Raw genomic sequence first — 4,365 nt, forward strand, 5'->3', positions numbered from 1 at the left:
TCGACCTGAAATCTGAATCCGACGCTAAATCAAAGAGATAGAGCATGATGTCGTCCGAAAACCGCTTCACACTTTTCGGCATCATGCTCTAGAGGAATCGGGCGATGTGGACGCGTCAGCACAAGCAGAGAAACACCGGCCGGCTGATCATTCCCTCGCTTTGCGTGGCGTTCCTGGCCTATTTCGGCTTTCATGCCTATCACGGCGAATTCGGTATCTACTCGAAATATCAGCTGGAAGCCCAGACGGTTGCGCTGCAAGGCCAGCTCGATGCGATCAAGGCGCGCCGCATGGAGCTCGAGCGCCGCGTTCGGCTGATGCATGAAGGCACGCTCGAGAAGGACATGCTCGATGAGCAGGCGCGCAAGGCGCTCAATCTGTCCCAAGCTGACGAAATCACCATTATGTTGCCGACCTCGGCGAAATAACTGATTTCAAGTTAATCACCAATATTTTCAATGATTTTAATCGCTTAGGCGCATGCCAGCTATGCAAATTCGGCATGGCGCAACGCTTTGACGCGTGTTAGCCTCCCTAAAATCGGTGGGGAGGAGCTGATCTCCCCAGAGCAGATTTCATCCTGCTCTAATGTCCACGAAGAGACGCCAACAGGGAGTGATGCATGGCCACCGCCGCCAGAAAAGCGCCTGCCAAATCCAAATCCGACGGCAAATCGGGGCTTTCGACCCCCAAACCTGTCGAATTCACCAAGGACGAAGAGCTTGCCGCTTACCGGCACATGCTGCTCATCCGTCGTTTCGAGGAAAAGGCCGGCCAGCTCTACGGCATGGGTTTCATCGGCGGCTTCTGCCACCTCTATATCGGCCAGGAAGCGGTCGTCACCGGCATGAAGATGGCGCTGATCGACGGCGATCAGATGATCACCGCCTATCGCGACCACGGCCACATGCTGGCGATGGAGCTGTCGCCGCGCGGCGTCATGGCCGAGCTGACCGGGCGTCGCGGCGGCCTGTCACGGGGCAAGGGTGGCTCCATGCACATGTTCTCCAAGGAAAAGCACTTTTATGGCGGCCACGGCATCGTCGGCGCGCAGGTGTCGCTCGGCACGGGCTTGGCCTTCGCCAACCGCTACCGCGACAACAACAATGTCTCGCTGACCTATTTCGGCGACGGTGCGGCCAACCAGGGCCAGGTCTATGAAAGCTTCAACATGGCCTCGCTGTGGAAGCTGCCGGTGATCTACATCATCGAGAACAACCGGTATGCCATGGGCACCTCGGTGTCGCGCTCTTCGGCGGAAACCAATTTTTCGCACCGTGGCGCTTCGTTCAAGATTCCCGGCATCCAGGTCGACGGCATGGACGTGCGCGCTGTCAAGGCCGCCGGCGACCAGGCGACCGAATGGTGCCGCGCCGGCAACGGGCCGATCATTCTCGAAATGCAGACCTATCGCTATCGCGGTCACTCGATGTCCGATCCGGCGAAATACCGCTCAAAGGAAGAAGTGCAGAAGATGCGCTCCGACCATGACCCGATCGAACAGGTCAAGGCGCGGCTGATCGAGAAGAAGTGGGCAACCGAGGACGAGCTTAAGGCCATCGACAAGGAGGTCCGCGACATCGTCGCTGACGCCGCCGAATTTGCCCAGAACGATGCAGAGCCGGATCCGTCCGAGCTCTGGACCGATATCGTATTGTAACGGGAGGGCAAGGACATGCCGATCGAAATTCTCATGCCCTCTCTCTCGCCGACCATGGAAGAGGGCAATCTTTCCAAGTGGTTGAAGAATGAGGGCGACAAGGTCGTCGCCGGCGACGTCATCGCCGAGATCGAAACCGACAAGGCGACGATGGAAGTCGAGGCCGTCGACGAAGGCACGCTTGGCAAGATCCTGATCGCCGCCGGCACCGAAGGCGTCAAGGTCAACACACCGATTGCCGTTTTGCTGCAGGACGGCGAAAGTGCCGGCGATATCGGCAAGTCCTCGGCTCCCGCCAAGGCGGAATCACCGGCAAAGGCAGAGGCTCCAGCCGCGGCGGAGGACAAGGCGGAGGCCGCAAAACCGGCTGCCGCGCCGGTGGCTGCTGCACCGAAGACGGAAATCGCCGCCGATCCGGACATTCCGGCCGGCACAGAGATGGTCTCGACCACGGTACGCGAAGCGCTGCGCGATGCGATGGCCGAGGAAATGCGCCGCGACGGCGATGTCTTCGTCATGGGCGAGGAGGTCGCCGAATACCAGGGCGCCTACAAGATCACGCAAGGGCTGCTGCAGGAATTCGGGCCGCGGCGCGTCGTCGACACGCCGATCACCGAGCATGGCTTTGCCGGCGTCGGCGTCGGCGCGGCGATGGCCGGCCTGAAGCCGATCGTCGAGTTCATGACCTTCAACTTCGCCATGCAGGCGATCGACCAGATCATCAACTCCGCCGCCAAGACGCTCTACATGTCGGGCGGCCAGATGGGTGCGCCGATCGTTTTCCGTGGACCGAACGGCGCTGCCGCACGCGTCGCCGCGCAGCACTCGCAGTGCTACGCCGCCTGGTATAGCCACATTCCGGGCCTGAAAGTGGTGATGCCCTACACCGCCGCCGACGCCAAGGGCTTGTTGAAGGCGGCGATCCGCGATCCCAATCCGATCATCTTCCTCGAGAATGAGATCCTCTATGGCCAGTCCTTCGACGTGCCGAAGCTGGATGATTTCGTGCTGCCGATCGGCAAGGCGCGCATCCACAAGACCGGCAAGGACGTCACCATCGTCTCTTTCGGCATCGGCATGACCTATGCGGTCAAGGCGGAAGCCGAGCTGCGCGGCTTGGGCATCGATGCCGAGATCATCGACTTGCGCACGATCCGGCCGCTCGATCTCGACACCATCATCGCCTCGGTCAAGAAGACCAACCGGCTGATCGTTGTCGAAGAGGGATATCCGCAGAACTCGGTCGGCGACCATATCGCCAACCAGGTGTCGCAGCGCGCCTTCGATTTCCTCGACGCGCCGGTCATCACCATCGCCGGCAAGGATGTGCCGATGCCCTATGCCGCCAACCTCGAGAAACTGGCTTTGCCGAACGTCGGCGAAGTCATCGAGGCGGTCAAAGCCGTCACATATCGCTGAACCGGGCGGGAGGACAAAATGCCAATCAACATCACCATGCCGGCCCTGTCGCCCACGATGGAAGAGGGCAATCTGTCCAAGTGGCTCGTCAAGGAAGGCGACAAGGGTTCGCCGGGCGATGTCATTGCCGAGATCGAGACCGACAAGGCGACGATGGAAGTCGAGGCTGTCGATGAGGGCACGGTCGCAAAGCTCGTCGTTCCCGCCGGCACCGAAGGCGTCAAGGTCAACGCTCTGATCGCCGTGCTCGCTGCCGAAGGTGAGGATGCAGGCGCTGCCGCGAAAAGCGGGGGCGATGCTGCTCCAGCGAAAGCCGAGGCCAAGCAGGACAAGGCGCCAATCTCCCCACCCGTGGGGGAGATGTCGACGAAGTCGACAGAGGGGGGCGCTGTCCCGCCGTCCTCTCAGCGCGAGACGCCCCCCTCTGGCCTGCCGGCCATCTCTCCCACAAGGGGGGAGATCAGCCAGTCGCCGGAAGGACGCACCTTCGCGTCGCCGCTCGCACGTCGCATAGCCAAGGAAGCCGGTGTCGATGTGTCTGCCGTGACCGGCACCGGTCCGCATGGCCGGGTGGTGAAGGCGGATGTCGACGCGGCGATTGCCGGTGGCGGCGCCCAGGCGGCGCCTGCCGCCAAGGCTCCGGCTGGCGTGCCCGCTGCTGCTCCTGCCGCGCCGGTAAAGGCGATGTCGGACGATCAGGTGCTGAAACTGTTCGAACAGGGCTCCTACGACCTCGTCCCGCATGACAATATGCGCAAGACCATTGCGCGCCGCCTGGTCGAGGCCAAGACCACCATTCCGCATTTCTACCTGACGCTCGACTGCGAGCTCGATGCGCTGCTGGCGCTGCGCACGCAGATCAATGCGGCAGCCCCGGTGAAGAAGACCGACAAGGGTGATGCTCCGGCCTATAAGCTGTCGGTCAACGATATGGTGATCAAGGCGATGGCGATGGCGCTGAAGGCGGTGCCCGATGCCAATGCCTCGTGGACCGAAAGCGCCATGGTCAAGCACAAGCACGCCGATGTCGGCGTTGCCGTGTCGATCCCCGGCGGGCTGATCACACCGATCATCCGCAAAGCCGACGAAAAGACGCTGTCCACCATCTCCAACGAGATGAAGGACCTCGCCAGTCGCGCCCGCAGCCGCAAGCTGAAGCCGGAAGAGTATCAGGGTGGCACCACGGCGGTGTCCAATCTCGGCATGTTCGGCATCAAGGATTTTGCCGCGGTCATCAACCCGCCGCACGCGACCATCCTGGCGGTCGGCGCCGGCGAGGAGCGGGC

At 61.9% G+C, this 4,365-nt stretch carries 4 protein-coding genes; all 4 read left to right on the plus strand.

Translation table 11 applies throughout. From position 1 onward, the window contains the following. Positions 1 to 104: 104 nt before the first annotated feature. A complete protein-coding gene (locus EN879_RS25670) occupies positions 105 to 428 on the plus strand; it encodes a septum formation initiator family protein (RefSeq protein WP_027038975.1) in 324 nt (107 codons plus the stop codon). 194 nt (positions 429 to 622) lie between these two features. Further along, entirely contained in the window at positions 623 to 1,660 is a 1,038-nt protein-coding gene (pdhA, locus tag EN879_RS25675; RefSeq protein ID WP_063168051.1) for a pyruvate dehydrogenase (acetyl-transferring) E1 component subunit alpha, read from the plus strand. A gap of 15 nt (positions 1,661 to 1,675) precedes the next feature. Then, positions 1,676 to 3,079, plus strand: coding sequence for a pyruvate dehydrogenase complex E1 component subunit beta (locus EN879_RS25680; protein ID WP_063168050.1), 1,404 nt, complete (start codon positions 1,676 to 1,678; stop codon positions 3,077 to 3,079). Positions 3,080 to 3,097: 18 nt separating this feature from the next. Continuing rightward, a partial coding sequence (locus tag EN879_RS25685) for a pyruvate dehydrogenase complex dihydrolipoamide acetyltransferase (protein ID WP_127274324.1) occupies positions 3,098 to 4,365 on the plus strand: 1,268 nt, incomplete at its 3' end.

Source organism: Mesorhizobium sp. M7A.F.Ca.AU.002.02.1.1 (assembly GCF_003998535.1).
Taxonomy (GTDB): domain Bacteria; phylum Pseudomonadota; class Alphaproteobacteria; order Rhizobiales; family Rhizobiaceae; genus Mesorhizobium; species Mesorhizobium ciceri.